At 45.5% G+C, this 14,927-nt stretch carries 15 protein-coding genes and 1 tRNA gene; 3 read left to right on the forward strand and 13 right to left on the reverse strand.

All coding sequences use genetic code 11. From position 1 onward, the window contains the following. Positions 1-2: 2 nt before the first annotated feature. Both ruvB and MUCPA_RS22465 read right to left on the reverse strand, forming a co-directional pair. Entirely contained in the window at positions 3-1,025 is a 1,023-nt protein-coding gene (gene ruvB, locus MUCPA_RS22455) for a Holliday junction branch migration DNA helicase RuvB (protein WP_008509513.1), read from the reverse strand. 274 nt (positions 1,026-1,299) lie between these two features. Continuing rightward, on the reverse strand, positions 1,300-2,031 hold the full coding sequence (locus MUCPA_RS22465) for a polyprenol monophosphomannose synthase (RefSeq protein ID WP_008509514.1): 732 nt from the start codon (positions 2,029-2,031) through the stop codon (positions 1,300-1,302). 320 nt (positions 2,032-2,351) lie between these two features. On the opposite strand from MUCPA_RS22465, the gene MUCPA_RS22470 reads away from it, so the two are divergent. Next, complete coding sequence (locus MUCPA_RS22470) at positions 2,352-3,149, forward strand: DUF4350 domain-containing protein (RefSeq protein ID WP_008509516.1); 798 nt, start codon at positions 2,352-2,354, stop codon at positions 3,147-3,149. Positions 3,150-3,244: 95 nt separating this feature from the next. Further along, positions 3,245-3,318, forward strand: a tRNA-Arg gene (locus tag MUCPA_RS22475). A 150-nt stretch (positions 3,319-3,468) separates the two neighbouring features. Here MUCPA_RS22475 and MUCPA_RS22480 read toward each other — a convergent pair. The 3 genes from MUCPA_RS22480 to MUCPA_RS22485 form a co-directional block, all read right to left on the reverse strand. Continuing rightward, a complete protein-coding gene (locus tag MUCPA_RS22480; RefSeq protein WP_008509518.1) occupies positions 3,469-3,990 on the reverse strand; it encodes a hypothetical protein in 522 nt (173 codons plus the stop codon). Between the two features lie 454 nt (positions 3,991-4,444). Then, positions 4,445-4,597, reverse strand: coding sequence for a putative polyvalent protein kinase domain-containing protein (locus MUCPA_RS39595; protein WP_169316228.1), 153 nt, complete (start codon positions 4,595-4,597; stop codon positions 4,445-4,447). After that, complete coding sequence (locus tag MUCPA_RS22485) at positions 4,528-4,764, reverse strand: hypothetical protein (protein WP_040626278.1); 237 nt, start codon at positions 4,762-4,764, stop codon at positions 4,528-4,530. Before MUCPA_RS22485 ends, MUCPA_RS39595 begins: the two co-directional genes overlap by 70 nt. Positions 4,765-5,082: 318 nt before the next feature. On the opposite strand from MUCPA_RS22485, the gene MUCPA_RS36335 reads away from it, so the two are divergent. Next, the gene (locus MUCPA_RS36335) at positions 5,083-5,829 is read left to right on the forward strand and encodes a tail fiber protein (RefSeq protein ID WP_008509520.1); all 747 of its coding nucleotides are present in this window, start codon (positions 5,083-5,085) and stop codon (positions 5,827-5,829) included. A 166-nt stretch (positions 5,830-5,995) separates the two neighbouring features. Here MUCPA_RS36335 and MUCPA_RS22495 read toward each other — a convergent pair whose 3' ends face one another. The 8 genes from MUCPA_RS22495 to MUCPA_RS22530 form a co-directional block, all read right to left on the reverse strand. Continuing rightward, complete coding sequence (locus tag MUCPA_RS22495) at positions 5,996-6,439, reverse strand: hypothetical protein (RefSeq protein WP_008509521.1); 444 nt, start codon at positions 6,437-6,439, stop codon at positions 5,996-5,998. Between the two features lie 13 nt (positions 6,440-6,452). Continuing rightward, a complete protein-coding gene (locus tag MUCPA_RS22500; RefSeq protein ID WP_008509522.1) occupies positions 6,453-7,010 on the reverse strand; it encodes a TlpA family protein disulfide reductase in 558 nt (185 codons plus the stop codon). Between the two features lie 36 nt (positions 7,011-7,046). Further along, positions 7,047-8,327, reverse strand: coding sequence for a cation:proton antiporter (locus MUCPA_RS22505; protein WP_008509523.1), 1,281 nt, complete (start codon positions 8,325-8,327; stop codon positions 7,047-7,049). Positions 8,328-8,346: 19 nt separating this feature from the next. Then, entirely contained in the window at positions 8,347-9,162 is an 816-nt protein-coding gene (locus tag MUCPA_RS22510) for a serine O-acetyltransferase (RefSeq protein WP_008509524.1), read from the reverse strand. 1 nt (position 9,163) lies between these two features. Further along, positions 9,164-10,921, reverse strand: a complete 1,758-nt coding sequence (locus MUCPA_RS22515) for a family 2A encapsulin nanocompartment cargo protein cysteine desulfurase (protein WP_008509525.1) — start codon at positions 10,919-10,921, stop codon at positions 9,164-9,166. Further along, positions 10,905-11,825, reverse strand: a complete 921-nt coding sequence (locus MUCPA_RS22520) for a family 2A encapsulin nanocompartment shell protein (RefSeq protein WP_008509526.1) — start codon at positions 11,823-11,825, stop codon at positions 10,905-10,907. The genes MUCPA_RS22515 and MUCPA_RS22520 overlap by 17 nt, the downstream gene beginning before the upstream one ends. Positions 11,826-12,025: 200 nt before the next feature. Then, the gene (locus tag MUCPA_RS22525; RefSeq protein ID WP_157543966.1) at positions 12,026-13,405 is read right to left on the reverse strand and encodes an arylsulfatase; all 1,380 of its coding nucleotides are present in this window, start codon (positions 13,403-13,405) and stop codon (positions 12,026-12,028) included. Positions 13,406-13,431: 26 nt separating this feature from the next. Beyond that, positions 13,432-14,922, reverse strand: coding sequence for a RagB/SusD family nutrient uptake outer membrane protein (locus MUCPA_RS22530; RefSeq protein WP_008509528.1), 1,491 nt, complete (start codon positions 14,920-14,922; stop codon positions 13,432-13,434). Between the last annotated feature and the right edge of the window lie 5 nt (positions 14,923-14,927).

Consider the following 14,927-nt stretch of genomic DNA (forward strand, 5'->3'; position numbering starts at 1 on the left):
CGTTAAAATAAGGACGGGTTGCCGCCTAATTTGATGCGGCCCAGGTGTTTGTATGCATTATCGGTAGCTTCCCTGCCGCGCGAAGTGCGCATTAAAAAGCCTTCCTGAATTAAAAATGGTTCGTAAACTTCTTCAATGGTACCCTCGTCTTCGCCAACAGCCGTCGCTATGGTTTTTAAGCCTACAGGGCCACCCTTAAATTTATCAATAATGGTTAGCAGTATCTTATTATCCATTTCGTCCAGGCCATGCTCGTCTACATTGAGGGCGTTGAGGGCGTAGCGGGCAATTTCGGTATCTATTTGTCCGTTGCCTTTTACCTGGGCAAAATCGCGGGTACGGCGCAGCAACGAGTTGGCAATACGCGGGGTACCACGGCTTCGGCGGGCAATTTCGTAAGCGGCCTCGTCGCGGATGGGGGTTTTTAGGATGGATGCCGAGCGCAGCACGATGGTGGTTAATAGCTTGGCATCATAGTATTCCAACCGCGAATTAATACCGAAGCGGGCACGTAAAGGCGCGGTAAGCAAGCCTGACCGCGTGGTTGCACCAACCAGTGTAAAAGGATTAAGCGAAATTTGTACCGACCGGGCGTTAGGGCCGCTCTCCAGCATAATATCGATCTTAAAATCTTCCATGGCCGAGTACAGGTATTCTTCTACCAGTGGGCTCAGGCGATGAATCTCGTCGATAAATAAAATATCGCCGCTTTCTAAATTGGTAAGCAAGCCAGCAAGGTCGCCGGGTTTATCCAATACCGGGCCCGATGTTATTTTGATACCCGATCCCATTTCGTTCGCGATAATGTGCGAGAGTGTAGTTTTACCCAAACCCGGAGGGCCGTGCAGCAGCACATGGTCGAGCGCTTCGCCACGTAATTTGGCGGCCTGTACAAATATTTTAAGGTTGGCTAATATTTTATGCTGACCGGTAAAATCTTCAAAAGCCTGCGGACGCAAAACTTTTTCGATATCACGCTCGGCAGGCGACAGATTTTCAAGGTTAGGATCGAGATTCTCGTTCATTGCCAACGAAATTAGTAATTATTTTATTAAAGGAGAAAGGAGAGCCCCCTCTAAATCTCCCCCGGTTGGGGAGACTTGGAAAGTATTTTTGATGTCTCCCTTTACCCGGAGATTTAGAGTGCACATGCCCCGTAAGGGAAGCTTTAGAAGCATTTTCCAAGTATCCTTTACCAGGAGATCCAGAATGGCGTCCCCACAAGGCAAGCTTTTAAATCCTTTTTTTAAGTCTCCCCTACCGGGGGAGATTTAGAGGGGGCTCGGGCCGGGCTTGTGCTTATCCCTCTGGATACTTCCTGAAGACACTATTGATCTTCATTTGTATCACCCCGATAAAAGCCTCACGGAAAATACCGGTCGACATTTTAGAAGTGCCTACCGTGCGGTCGGTAAATATGATGGGTACTTCTACCACTTTAAAACCATGCTTAATGGCGGTATATTTCATCTCGATCTGAAAGGCATAGCCCACAAATTTTATTTTATTGAGATTGATGGTTTCCAGGACCTTGCGTTTAAAACATTTAAACCCGGCGGTAGTATCCTGTATATCAATCCCGGTGATAAAGCGTACATAAACCGAGGCAAAGTAGCTCATCATCACCCGGCTCATGGGCCAGTTGACCACGTTAACTCCGCTCACATAACGTGAGCCAACAGCTACGTCGGCACCCTCCACACAGGCTTGGCGCAGGCGGATCAGGTCGTCGGGGTTATGCGAGAAATCGGCATCCATCTCAAAAATAAAATCGTATTGATTTTTAACCGCCCATTTAAAGCCGTGGATATAAGCGGTGCCCAGGCCTTGTTTGCCAGAGCGCTCTTCGATAAAAAGCCGGTCGGGGTAATCCAACTGAATCCTTTTTACTATTTGCGCTGTGCCATCCGGAGAGCCATCATCAATAATGAGCACATGAAAATCATGATCCAAAGAAAGCACCTTATTCAATAAGCGTTCAATGTTTTCTCGTTCATTATAAGTGGGTACAATAACTATACTATCAGGCACACGTACATATTTAAGTTAGCGATGGCTTTGTTTGATTAAGCGGCAAATATAAAAGTTTTTTTAAGCCTTAACAGCCAGAACGGATTTGAGGGTGAAATATTACAAAGAAAGTTGGGGGGGGGATAGTCCATGGTCCATAGTCGATGGTCCATAGTGCCTTGTCCATCATTCATGATCCATCAACTAACTACCATCGACCGGAACTTCACCGCGCTTACCATGGACCATGGACTATGGACCATCGACCAAAGTCCACTAATTTATCCCCTGAAAAAATAACTGCGGAATATTATATTTGTTCGAATCATTTAACCTGCAAGATGAATAAATTTAAATCGGCCTTTTTTATAGCGCTCACTTCGGCGGGCATGGGCGTATCGGGAGTTAAAGCGCAAACCGTTGTTACGCTCGACTACTTTTTTAACCACGAATCGCATAAAAACGCGGATGGGCAAATGGAGCGTTTCCATTATCTATGGGAAGAAAAGGATTTAAATGGCTACTCTAACTGGGGAGATGCCTTTGTAAAGAATGGGGCAACCCTAAAAAGTTTGGATGCGGCTCCAACCGCTGCCAGTTTAAAAGGCAGCGATATTTATATTATTGTTGACCCGGATACTAAAAAAGAAAGCCCAAATCCCAACTATATCGAGGCTGCGCATATTAAAGCCATTGCCGGCTGGGTAAAAGACGGCGGTGTTTTAGTTTTAATGGCTAACGATAGCGCCAATGTAGAGTTGCCGCATACCAATAAACTGGCCGCTGTTTTCGGGCTGCATTTTAATGATGATATACAAAACCATGTGATAGGTAACAATATAGCAGCCGGAACGCTGATGATACCGCCAAACCACCCGATATTTAAAACAGCAAAAAAGGTATATCTGAAAGATATGTCGTCAATAACGCTCAGTGGTAAAGCCAAGGCGGCCTATACTAAAAATGGGGCCGTGCTTTTTGCCACCGTAAAATATGGTAAAGGAACCGTTTTTGCCGTAGGCGACCCCTGGCTGTATAACGAATACACCAACGGCCATTTACCTGCCGGTTATGACAACGATAAGGCTACCGACGACTTAGCCCAATGGTTAATAGCACAGGCAAAAGCCAATAAATGAGGCTGTTAGGAACAGCGTTTACATTAAATTAAACTCTGTTTTTAAAAATTGAAAGCTTTTGTGCATATTTGCACCGCAAATTAAACTTTGCTGACGGTTGCATAGCTCAACTGGATAGAGCAACTGCCTTCTAAGTAGTAGGTTTCAGGTTCGAGCCCTGATGCGACCACCGTTTAAGCCCTTTCAGGTAAGCCTGGGAGGGTTTGTTGTTTTTGAGGGCTATAAGAAATGACGACCAAGCATTCGCAATGTGTAGCAGCCTGCCTGCCAGTGTAGGTATAGTCCAATGGCACAAAAAGGTTGATGATTGTTTTAACACTCACTCTACATTGTTGGCCGAAGACTCTTGCCTTCTTCGCTTTTTTATTTGAACAAATATCATTACAAGTAACAGGACTGCTCCAGGTAAGGCGATCAAACGACCAGCCCATTTTTCCTTTCCTTCATATTCGTCCTTACTGTAGTCAACATGATCTCCATCTTGAAGCTGATACACTGTATACAACCCATTGGACTGAATTGTCTTACTATGATATATTGTAACTTTTGTTCCTGTTTTTAGCGAATTATATAAGCTTGAGTAGTCTCCGTTGGCTCGATATAGCCAATATCCATCAGGGAGATCGTTAACTTGAAAAACAAATGAATTGATACCACCCGCCTTTCCTGCATCTGTCAGCTTTACCACTGCTGATGATATTACTCCTGTTGTTTTAGGCGCAGTTGATAGATCGATACTGGTGAAACTCATTCCCCAGCCAACTAAAAACACGGCAAAGGTGATTAAAAGCCATAGAATTATGCCTGCATAGAATCGTATATCAGACCAAATAGAATGCATCCTTAAAGTTAATCATCTGTTGTAAATAAACAATAACTGCTATACAAAAAGACAAACTACAGTCAGTACGAGTTTATCCGCCGCTACCGCAAGGGTCTCCCTTGTGGCCCACATGCTAAGTATTGAATATGCAATCCGGGATGTTTATAATTATTCCGTGATTTTGTATTTTTAATGAATGAGCCGTCATTATAAATTCAAAAATTCGGAGGGATTATACTTTGTGAGTTTTGCGACGGTGTTTTGGATGGATATGTTTGTGCGAAGTCGTATTTTGATTTGGTACGAAGCTTAAACTATGGTGTAGATAAAGATATGGAAGTTTACGCATGGTGTATCATGCCAAGTCATGTACATTTGGTATTCAGGTCGACTATTCAGAAACCAGAAGATTTGATCAGGGAATTAAATCGTTTACTTCAAAGGGGGTAATAGGCTTAATAAAAGACAATAATCAGGAAAGCAGGCGCGAAGGGATGAGCAGGCTGTTGAAGTAATCGAGCCAGCATTCGTAAAAAACACCCGCGTTGGTCTTGATCACATGAGAGCCATCAAGCCGGTATACCCTTTGTTCTGCGCACTCGCTGATAAAATTATTTTCACTGATCTCGGGGCTGCTGTTTCTTTATTTTTGAAGCGCTGCTGTTTTTCAGCTTCGAAGCTTGTTTCCGCATCTCCTCTAAGGAAACACTGGACTTTTTTGAGTTGGCTTGTTTGGCCAGCTGGTTCATTTCTGAAAATGATATCTTGTAGTTCATCTTTAAGATTTTTCATTCATGATCAATGATCAAAAGTACGATTTTCTGAGCAAATTAAGAAAATGGTATGGATCCTATCGAACTGGAAATGCTCGCCGCTACCGCAAGGGAGCCCCTTGCTTACCAGGAGTAATACTGATAATCCCGGTAAGTAAGTTAAGATTTAAAGGAACAGCGAGATAACATTAAATAGATAAATACAAATTGAACCACCTTAGAAAACTTTTTGAATAGTTGTTTTCCGATACTTCGTTTTCACTCTATATAAAGTAAGGTTTCGAAATAAAGTACCGGAATACCTATCTTAGAGGCAGAATACCAAACTATTTATCACATGAAAAAGATCTTACTACTTATTATCGCTTTTGCGATGGCACACTCGTCATTTGCGCAATGGACCACATCAGGAACCAGTATTTACAATACCAATACAGGCAATGTAGGTATTGGCACAACGACCCCCGTAGCAAAACTACATATCTTCAATGCATATGACCTTAATACAACCGCCGCTTTAAAGTTATTTTATCAAGGCTCATGGGGAACTGAGAGTTATGCAAGCAATTTTAGGTTTATTGATATTTCGAGTACCGAGGGAGGAAACATTCTGCAAGCCAATGGTTACGGCATTGGAATTGGTTACAACCCTCCCCTTTACAATTCCTCAGATAAGCTCTATATTAACGGCAATGTCGGAATTGGTACAACAACACCCGATGCAAAGCTGTCGGTTAATGGCACTATTCATACCAAAGAGGTAAAGGTGGATTTATTGAACTGGCCCGATTATGTTTTCAAACCAAATTATAATTTACCATCGCTCTCCTTTCTTAAAACATATATAGATGCCAATCATCATTTACCCGAAATGCCCTCGGAAAATGAAGTAGCTAAAGATGGTGTCAATTTAGGAGAGATGAACAAGCTTTTAACTAAAAAAGTAGAGGAGTTAACCTTATACCTTATTGAGAAAGATAAGCAGCTAACACAACAGCAGATGGTTAACCAGGAGCAGCAAAAAATGAATGAACGATTGAATGCACGTATGTTGGCTTTAGAAAAAGCTTCAAAAGAGAAGTAATATTAATCACTGCTTAAACTTATGCACCGGAGCTACCACAAGGGAGACCCTGGCAGCCGGGGATCACCACTATATGAATATCCCGGAAACCCTCATGAATGATGACAGTCAGCAACGCAGGCATAGCACCAATTCCATAAGTTTAAGGGCACCTATCGGGATATCTTTAGGGCAGGGTGACGTTCTCTACCGGTACGTCCCAATGCGCAATAACCAGTTCAAAACGATGTTGTTCTGCTTTCTGATAAGTATCCTGGTCTGGGAAAAGCTGCTTCTTAAAAGGCTCAGTAATGCTGTAGTCAAAGGCCAGATGTTCTGTCCGGAAAGTAAGCGTAACTTTAAAATCCCAACGGCTGTCTTCACTGCTATGAATGATCGGAGATTCTGCCTTGATGTTTAATACATCCCCCTTTTCGAGTAATTTTTTCAATAGCGGGTAATGGTTCTTCTTCCATAAAGCGATAAACTCATCGGCATATCCCCATTTGATCTTGTAATAATTCTCAATGGTGATCGGCGCTGCTTCGACCACCGGTTTTTGCGCGAATGATGGGTTCCCTATCAGGATAAACGATCCTAAAACAAAGATGCAAAGAAGTTGTCTTTTCATATCATTTGACTATTTAGTTAGCGGAAGCACTCGTATTGGCCAGCAGGCCGTCTATCACTTTAACCATTGCAGTGAACTCTGTGGGACTGTATAGGCGGGTAAGAAATGCAATCCGGCCATCACGGCCGATCACCACGTTCCGTGTTACGCCACTTTTTTTATCGGCAAAAAGTCCAAATATGTCAGCTCCGGGATCAAGTGCCAATGGGTAGGTGATCTTCATATCCGCATGGAATTTTTGTACCTTATCCAAACGTTCGTCGCGGTCAACACCGATCAGCACGAGATCTTTGTTTTGATTCGCTTCCCAAACATCTTTTTGCAAATGCGGCATTTCCGTCCGGCATACGCTGCACCAACTGGCCGTGAATTGTAATACCACTACCTTACCGTGCAGTTCCTTTAACGTGGTTGTTTTCCCGTTAGTCAATTTCAGCGAAAAGTTATCCGGTGCGAGGTCGCCAACTTTAACGATATAGCCGCGGTCATCGTCTGCTTTAGTTGGTGCGGTTTGGGCATTTATGGTAATAACTGAAAAATTGAGAAATAATAATAAAACCGTCTTTTTCATGGTGTGATGATTAAATATAATGTTCGGTTGTTCTTTCTATGCCCTGATCTTGCTGAGATAAGCGATGCTGGCTCCGGCCTCGTTCTGCTCTTTTAAAAAATAATATTTCATGATCGGCCCCGAGATCACCATGGTTACTACGGTCATTACCACCAGGCCTTCGAATACAGGCTCTGTGATAATCTTGGCCTGTAAGGCGATCAAGCCCAAAACGATCTCCTGCGAACCACGCGCATTCATGCCAAATGCCACGGCAATCGATTCGTTTTTAGACATGCCGCTTGCAGCACCGCCAATACCGGCGCCGATCAATTTAGCCAAACAAGCGATGACCAATATGATAACCACGATTTCCAGGTTAAAGTTAGCGATAAAATTAAGCCGCAAACCTACAGACGCAAAAAACAGAGGTGCCAATACATTAATGGTAAACTGATGTAATATATCCCGGTGCTTAGCCGTAAAATATTCCGAACCGCCTACGGCTATACCTACCAAAAATGCACCGAACACGCCACGCACGCCCAGGTATTCGGTAATTACCGCGCCGATAAAGCACAAACACACCGCTACCGTAAATACGCGCCCTATCTTTTGGCTTTTACCCGCCAGTTCAAGCAGGCGGTGAACGATCCACCTTCCACCTGTCAGCATAAATGCGGCAAAGAGCACCACTTCGATCACAGACCAGAAAGACGCATCTTCTTTACCGGCATTCATCAGCTTAATGATGATCGAAAACAAGATCCAACCCAAAAAATCATCTACCATGGCCGCTGTCAATACAATATTGCCGATCTTGGTTTTCAACAGGTCAAGATCCAGCAATATTTTGGCGATTACGGATAGCGCCGTAATGGATAAAGCTGTTCCGAAAAATAAGGATGTTGTTAATTGATTACTTCCCGAGTTGGCAAAATGACTGTTGTATAGAAACCATACCGAGATGGAGCCGATAGCGAACGGGAAGATAATACCGGTTAAACTGATGGCTAAGGCTTGTTTTCCGTTCTGCCGTATCTGTTGCATATCCACCTCAAATCCAGCAATAAACATTAACAGGATGATACCGATATTGGAGATCCCATCAAATGCGCCATAAGCTTGCGGTGCAGCTAAAAACAGATTTTTAAAGATTTCCGGAAAGAAGGCCCCCAACAAGGTCGGGCCAACAATAATACCTGCAAAAATTTCGCCGATGATCGCGGGAAGCTTATACCTGCGACATACTTCTCCCAATATTCTCGCCGGGATGAGGATGACAATCAGGATCAGGAGAAAGTGTATGATCTCGGACGAGCTTAGTTTAGATACCATGGTATTGCTTCTTCAGAATTTAAAAATTAGATTTAACCTCGATCCGCAATTGATGCGTGTTAAAAACATGCGAATAAGGTTCAACGCTTTTGGTTAAAAAAACGCTCCCGCCAATAGTGCTGTCATGGCCGAGCACCGTGTTACCTCCCAATATCGTGCTGCGGGCATATATGGTCACATTGTCTTCTACAGTGGGGTGGCGCTTGGTATCTGATAAGCCCTTGCTAACCTGCGAAGCGCCCAGGGTTACACCCTGGTAGATAGTAACATTTTTGCCGATGATACTGGTGGCGCCTATCACGATGCCGGTGCCATGGTCGATACAAAAGGGCACGCCTATCTGCGCATTGGGGTGAATATCCACCCCTGTTTTACCATGGGCGTGCTCGCTCAGTATGCGCGGCAGGATAGGGATCAGTAATTGCGTAAGTTGGTGGGCAATGCGGTGAACGGCGATGGCATAAAAACCGGGGTAAGAAACAATGACCTCATGTACGCTCCCTGCGGCGGGATCCTTTTCGTGTATACGTGCCGCATCCGAACGCAAGTTTTGGTATATTTCCTGTAAGGAAGCGTAAAAGCGGTCTACCGCGTCGCCGATATTGATCTGGTCGCTATCGAGGTAGCTGAGTAAGATATTCTCCAGTTCGATCTGGTTCTTTCTCAGCTGTCCTTCGTAAATGATCTTTTTATTCAGCCTGCTATTAGGAAACAAAAATTCAAGCAGGTCATTGAGCCAATGAATAGCCTGTTCGTGAGAGGGCGTAGCTTCCCATTCCGCCTTATGCGTCTGAAAAAGTAACTCGATAAAACTATTGAGCTTTGGTTCTTTCATGTTATTTTTTCAATCTGTGGAGGATATTGACCAACGTATCGATCTCGGCGCGGGTATTGTAAAAGGCCAATGACGGCCTGACGGTGCTTTCCACCCCAAAGCGCCTTAATATAGGCTGGGCACAGTGGTGGCCCGAACGTACCGCGATGCCTTCCTTGTTCAGGGCGGCACCTATTTCTTCGGTTTTGTAACCGGCCAGCACAAAGGATAATACGCTGGCTTTATCCGGAGCCGTGCCGATTAGCCGGATGCCGGGCACTTCTTTTAATAGCCGGGTGGCGTAAATTAACAGGTAATGCTCATACCTCGATATATTTTCGATGCCGATGCGGCTTACATAATCTATTGCCGCGCCCAGGCCTACAGCATCGGCAATATTACCGGTACCGGCTTCAAAACGGCTGGGTGCCTTATGGTATTGGGTATACTCAAAAGTTACATCCGAGATCATGTTGCCACCACCTTGCCATGGCTGCGTCTCATTCAGCAAAGCCTCTTTACCATAAACCACACCAATACCCGTTGGCCCAAATACCTTATGGCCCGAAAATACAAACCAATCTGCATCCAGCGCCCTTACGTCCACTTTCATGTGGGATACCGACTGCGCGCCATCTATAAGCACTTTCGCCCCGGCCTGGTGCGCCAGCTCGGTAATCCGGCTCGCCGGTGTAACCGTACCCAGGGCATTGGATACCTGCGTAAAAGCCACTAATTTAGTTTTAGGCCCGAGCAATTTGGCGTATTCATCCAACAAGATTTGCCCGTCATCGTCAACCGGTATTACCTTAATCTTTAAACCCTTTTTTGCCGCCAGCTGCTGCCAGGGAACGATGTTGGCATGGTGCTCCAGGTGGCTTACAATAATCTCATCACCAGCATTCAAATTTTGCTCGCTCCAGCTTTTAGCAACCAGGTTAATGGCTTCTGTAGCGCCCCGCACAAATATGATCTCGTTAACGGATGCGGCATTGATAAAAGCCCGCACCTTTTCACGCGCTCCCTCATAAGCATCTGTAGCCCTGGCAGCCAGTTGGTGCGCCGCGCGGTGGATGTTCGAGTTTTCGTGTTGATAGAAGTAGGATATCCGGTCGATCACCTGCTGGGGTTTTTGCGTAGTGGCAGCATTATCCAGCCAGATCAGGGGGCGGCCGTTTACCCGCTCCCGCAGGATCGGGAAATCATTCCTGACGAGGTTAACATCAAAGGGGGGCGCGATTGGTTGGCCCACCCTGCTCGCATCGCGATCAAAGATGTTTTTCGGGTTTAGTACACCATTTCTGTTTTTCAAAAAGTAGTACGGTGCATCCGTGTCCTGATCGAATGGGATCCTGACAGCCGGTGAAGAAACGCGGACGTTATTCAATATCTCTTTCAGGCGCGTCTCAAAAGGTTCATCTTCCTGAAAAGGCAACTGTACGGAATCCGCAGGTTTCGGTCCGGCCAGATTCGGGTCAGCAAAACTTGTTTGCGGGTTTCTTAGATCCACCGCATTATTCTGGTTTGCCGCAGACGGCGAAACGCCGACACCCGAAGCTGATGGTGGCGAATGGTCAAAGCTATTGTTGCGTAAACCCTGGTCATATAACCAGGGTTCATAGCTTTCGACCAAGGCATCCTGTCTTACCGGTTCATGAGCCTGGCCAACAACCGGATCAGTCTTGATCTGCTGACCCGGTAAAGCTTTAAAGAACTGGTTCGCCAGATTTGCAAGGGCGCTCAGATCGGGTTGTTCTTCCGCATTAATATTTGTACTCATGGTAATTTCCTAAATCAACATCCTCCAAAACCGCAATTGCATCATCTGTCAATACTGCAAGGGAGCAGTACAGCGAAACCAGATACGAGGCTATGGCTTTATTGTTAATACCCATAAAACGAACAGATAATCCCGGAGACTGCTCTCCAGGTAAGCCAGGCTGGTATAGGCCTACAACTCCCTGCCGGCTCTCCCCGGTTCTGAGCAATAATATTTTCGATTTGTTGTTAACGATAGGTAATTTATCCGAAGGGATAAGCGGGATACCTCTCCAGGTTAAAAATTGTGATCCGAACAAGGATACCGTTGGCGGAGGTACGCCACGGCGTGTGCATTCGCGCCCAAACGCAGCAATAGCTAAGGGGTGCAGCAGAAAAAAAGCAGGTTCTTTCCATACTTTGGTGATCAGCTCGTCCAGGTCATCCGGCGTAGGCGGGCCGAGCCTGGTCTTGATCTTTTGCGATGGCGCAATGCTATTCAACAAACCATATTCTTCGTTATTGATCAGTTCGCTTTCCTGCCGTTCTTTGATGATCTCGATCGTTAAACGTAATTGCTCGGTGATCTGGTTGAAAGGCTTGCTGTAAAGATCAGATACGCGCGTATGCACATCCAGTACCGTGTTCACTGCGCTCAAATTATACTCACGGGGATTTTCTACATAGTCAACATAGGTTGAAGGCAATTCACGTTCGTCACGGTTAGAGCAATCCACCTCAACATTGTCGGCATCTTTCACTTTATTCAGGCGGTAAACGCCTGATTCTACTGGTGTCCAACTTAGCAAATGCGTCAGCCATCGGGGAGTGATAGCGGCTAACTGAGGAACGGTTCTGGTTGCTACGGCTAATTGTCTTGCGGCTACGTCGCCTAAGGCGGTTTGTTTGCTTTTTTGATCTGGCATAAGATAATTCGGAAAATGAGTTAATAATCTGTCAATGATCCCTCTTTTGTATAAGAAGGCGTTACAATTATAATATATTAATTCTATAGATTATATAGATTTTAATAATTTTTCTTTGTTTAATGATGCGGGTCACAACAAAAAAGCCGCTCTGTGATGGGCGGCTTTGATAAATTACACTGAAAGCGAAGGTACCCCGATCAGTTTAAAGGCCAATAGGGCGATTCTGATCGGCAGGTGCTTAAGTAATTACGGATACTTTTTACAACAGCCGGATTGCCGTCAGCAACGTCTTTATCTTCATGAATATCCGAATCGAGATTATATAAGGCTAACTTTCCTTTGACGATTACGGCTTTCCATTTACCGTAGCGTACCGCCTGCACATAGCCGTTCTCAAAAAACTCCCAGTATAAAAAGCGGTCTTGAGCTTTCGCATTGGGGTTGATGATATAAGGATACATGTTGGCGCCGTCCGTCCTGAAGCCTTTCGGCGAGCCGGCTATACCAGCTAAAGTAGGCAGGATATCGGCAAAATATCCCGGTGTATGAGATACCGCATCGCTTTTGATCCTGTTTTTATTCCAAACGATCATGGGCACGCGGATGCCGCCTTCGGTCACATCGCGTTTGTAGCCTCTTAATGGCCCGCTTGAATGGAAGAAATCCGAAACAGCCGTCAGCGAGGTTGTCGGCTCAGATCTTGGCCCGTTATCCGAGGTGAAGATCACGATGGTATTTTTATCCAGGCCGCTCTCGATCAGGTATTTCCGGATCTTGCCTACTGAGCTATCCAGGTAAGTGACCATGGCCGCATAGGTTTTCTGATCGGATGTCCAGTCCTTCCCTTCATAGATCGTGTTATGCGGGGCGTCCAAAGGCGAATGCGGGTTGGAATGGTTCACCATCAAAAAGAACGGCTTCTTACTTTTTTTATGTTTTGCCAGGTACCTTATTGCATCATCTGTAATGATCTCGCTGGTATAATAATTTTTTTGACCGTTTTGATTTTGAGGGACAGCTACCAGTTTACCATCGCGGTACCAGGTATCGGGCCAATAGGTACTGGCATAGGTTTGGGGGTAACTGACAAGCCAGCCGTAGAAATAATCGAAACCATGACGTTGCGGTGTTGCGAGCGTGTCAAACCCGTCCACGTGCCATTTGCCTATCAATCCTGTGGTATAACCGGATCGTTGTAGTAAATCACCAATAGTAGAATCCTGGGGTAGTAAACCGGCTCTGCGAATCTTGTCCGAACCTTTATTCCCGGCAAGCCCCCCTTTAATGGCCATATTGCCGCGGATGGTGGCATGACCGGTGTTGAGCCCGGTCAGTAATACGCCCCTTGACGGAGAGCAAACAGGAGCGCCGGCATAAAAATCAGTCAGTTTGGTTCCTTCTCTGGCCAATAAGTCAATATTCGGGGTCAGGATCTTTGTTTGCCCATATACACCCACATCTCCATAACCGAGGTCATCGGCAAGGATAAAAATGATGTTTGGTTGCTGCCTTGTTTGCGCTTTCACGCTTAATACGCCTGTTAAGCAAAATAAAAGAAATAAGGATCTTATTTTCATCGTATCAAATTTAACAAAACCCGGCATCAGTTATAGCCGGGGTTTTGTGTGTATAAACCTGCTTTGGTTTGAATCTCCGTCGCCGGCACCGGGTAGATGATGTAATTGGGCACCACGGCACTTATGGTCGTTATGGCATCGCCCGCTATCCATGCGTTCATCGTAGTTACCGCCAAGCCTTCCCTTACCAGGTCGTTCCAGCGCAGCCCTTCGCCAACAAACTCGCGGCGGCGTTCCTCTATCAGTGTGTTTAAAGTAACGTTGCTGAGCGCACCAACGCCCGCCCTGGCCCGTACCTGGTTTACAATGCCGTCCACATCGGCCTGTGTGCCTGCAGCGCCATGCAAAATACATTCAGCTTTCATCAGCAAAATGTCCGTATAGCGCAGCACAATAAAATTAATAGGCCAGTCTGTACCCGAAGTACCCTTTTTACTGATATCAATATATTTTTTAATGAACGGGCTTTTGGTGTAAGTTGTGGCCACATTAAAGGGGTACCGCACATCGGTACCGCTTACGGTGCCAACGGTATACGAATTTTTTAAATTGGCGGTAACCGGGAAAGAACTTGACCCGTAGCCATTACCATAGGTATTGGAGATGCCCAGGCTTGTCCAGTAGGCCACCGGCACCAAATCACTCGGGAAACTCGCGCCATCAATGCTGCTCGCATATTGCACATCAAACAAAACCTCTTTGTTGTTTTCGTTGGTGTAACTGAAGATGGATGCATAATCGGGCAAGAAACTGTATTGATTGCTGGCTATGATCTCGTTAAACACACTCAGCGCCTTATCGTACTCATTGCTGTTTAAACCCGGCCCTTCCACGCTATAAGTTGGTCCGGACCTGGTTAGGTACACCTGCCCTAAGATTCCCTTGGCAGCGTAAGAGGTGGCGCGGCCTATATCTGAGCCCGTGTAAGATGCCGGGAGATTTGACGCGGCATATTGCAGGTCGCTGATGATCTGGGTATACACATCCGCTACCGGGCTGCGTTGTACGGTATTAACCTCGTCCGCAGTAAGGGGCTTGGTTACCAAAGGCACTTTACCAAATAGTTTAACCAGGTTGAAATAATAAAAGGCACGCAAAAAGCGGCATTCGGCGGTATAACGGGTTACTAAGGCGCTGCTGCCAATTACACTTCCTTTAGTACTCAGCGCATCAAGCACGGTATTGGCATTATAAATGCCGTTAAAATTATTTTTCCAGGCGCTGGAGATAAAACCTACGGTGGTGATATTTGGCGAAAACGTATTAATGCCATCCCAATCGCGATTACCGTCAGAAACGGCATTGATGTTATCACTCCGCATCTCACTGAGCCACAGGGTTTGGTCGGGATAAGCCCTAAGCTGGTAATAAGCCCCGTTAACAGCCTGCAAAAAATCATTGTTATTGCTGTAAAAATTGGTGGTTGCCAAACTGGATACCGGCTGCTGATTCAATTGCTTACTGCAACTGCTTAGTACGGCAAGTAAACCTATAATGATATATATACTATTTTTCATGATTG

The sequence above is a fragment of the Mucilaginibacter paludis DSM 18603 genome (genome assembly GCF_000166195.2).
Lineage (GTDB): Bacteria > Bacteroidota > Bacteroidia > Sphingobacteriales > Sphingobacteriaceae > Mucilaginibacter > Mucilaginibacter paludis.

Excerpts from the sequence above, each read along its gene's own strand:
- ruvB (WP_008509513.1), bottom strand. The coding sequence starts at position 1,025 with ATGAACGAGAATCTCGATCCTAACCTTGAAAATCTGTCGCCTGCCGAG.
- MUCPA_RS22470 (WP_008509516.1), top strand. The coding sequence starts at position 2,352 with ATGAATAAATTTAAATCGGCCTTTTTTATAGCGCTCACTTCGGCGGGC.
- MUCPA_RS22480 (WP_008509518.1), bottom strand. The coding sequence starts at position 3,990 with ATGCATTCTATTTGGTCTGATATACGATTCTATGCAGGCATAATTCTA.
- MUCPA_RS22485 (WP_040626278.1), bottom strand. The coding sequence starts at position 4,764 with ATGAAAAATCTTAAAGATGAACTACAAGATATCATTTTCAGAAATGAA.
- MUCPA_RS36335 (WP_008509520.1), top strand. The coding sequence starts at position 5,083 with ATGAAAAAGATCTTACTACTTATTATCGCTTTTGCGATGGCACACTCG.
- MUCPA_RS22495 (WP_008509521.1), bottom strand. The coding sequence starts at position 6,439 with ATGAAAAGACAACTTCTTTGCATCTTTGTTTTAGGATCGTTTATCCTG.
- MUCPA_RS22500 (WP_008509522.1), bottom strand. The coding sequence starts at position 7,010 with ATGAAAAAGACGGTTTTATTATTATTTCTCAATTTTTCAGTTATTACC.
- MUCPA_RS22505 (WP_008509523.1), bottom strand. The coding sequence starts at position 8,327 with ATGGTATCTAAACTAAGCTCGTCCGAGATCATACACTTTCTCCTGATC.
- MUCPA_RS22510 (WP_008509524.1), bottom strand. The coding sequence starts at position 9,162 with ATGAAAGAACCAAAGCTCAATAGTTTTATCGAGTTACTTTTTCAGACG.
- MUCPA_RS22515 (WP_008509525.1), bottom strand. The coding sequence starts at position 10,921 with ATGAGTACAAATATTAATGCGGAAGAACAACCCGATCTGAGCGCCCTT.
- MUCPA_RS22520 (WP_008509526.1), bottom strand. The coding sequence starts at position 11,825 with ATGCCAGATCAAAAAAGCAAACAAACCGCCTTAGGCGACGTAGCCGCA.
- MUCPA_RS22525 (WP_157543966.1), bottom strand. The coding sequence starts at position 13,405 with ATGAAAATAAGATCCTTATTTCTTTTATTTTGCTTAACAGGCGTATTA.
- MUCPA_RS22530 (WP_008509528.1), bottom strand. The coding sequence starts at position 14,922 with ATGAAAAATAGTATATATATCATTATAGGTTTACTTGCCGTACTAAGC.